Annotated in this window: 1 protein-coding gene; it reads left to right on the plus strand. The window is 40.3% G+C overall.

The window, feature by feature from the left end; all coding sequences use genetic code 11:
- The first annotated feature begins 222 nt into the window (after positions 1 to 222).
- Positions 223 to 363 carry a DUF3265 domain-containing protein gene (locus tag CIK04_RS31905; RefSeq protein ID WP_128824796.1) on the plus strand — a complete coding sequence of 47 codons (141 nt, stop codon included), beginning with the start codon at positions 223 to 225 and terminating at the stop codon, positions 361 to 363.
- The last annotated feature ends 456 nt before the right edge of the window (positions 364 to 819 follow it).

Genomic DNA, 819 nt, shown 5'->3' on the forward strand with positions numbered 1-819 from the left:
GCTAGAAATTCAGAGAATTGCCTCATTCAATTCTCGGGCAATCGCGAGGTTAGGGCGGTTGGCTCAATCAGAAATCCATTTTAGGTTTTCAAACTTCAAACCAGATTTGCCAAAATTCCTAGTCTGATTATCAAAACTATGATTCATTTCGGTTTTCTACGTTTTGGTTTTTGTTTGTAAATCAAAGTCGAGTTAATCTTGTTTTGAGTAAAACGTAACTCATTGAGCTTAARCATAACAAGGCGTTTAAGAGGGATTCATGCCGCGTGGCATTTTTGGTATGCAGTGAGTTTTGGTGGTGAAAATGGTCTGCGGAAACTTGGTTTAGGCGGCATTCACCCCTTAACGCAGCGTTATGCTTAATCAAGTAAAATCAGTGATTTATGGTTTTTCTTTGTTCCCTCGGCTTTTCAGTTTGGTGTTTGTCGGCAAGTTGGCTTTTGTGAGCGCTGTTTTTCTGACACTTATTCTTTAGCGCTAGAAAATCAGAGAATTGCCTCATTCAATTTTCGGGCAAGCGCGAAGTTAGGGCGGTTGGCTCAATCAGCAATTTGAACTTAGGTTTTTTCGTTTTAGCTGCCAAAGTTCAAGGTCTGATTTTCAAAATCATGAGTCATTTCAGTTTTTTGGTTTTTGGCTTTTGTTCGTGAATCAAAGCTGAGTTAATCTTATTTCTAGTAAAACGTAACCCATTGAAGCTTAAGCATAACAAGGCGTTTAAGTGGGATTTGGCACGCGTGGCATTTTCAGTTTGCGTTGGGTTCGGTGATTAAGTCGCTGTGCGGTAGTTTTTGTATTGCGTGCCTGCACCCCTTAACG

This window comes from Vibrio sp. 03_296, from assembly GCF_002265885.1.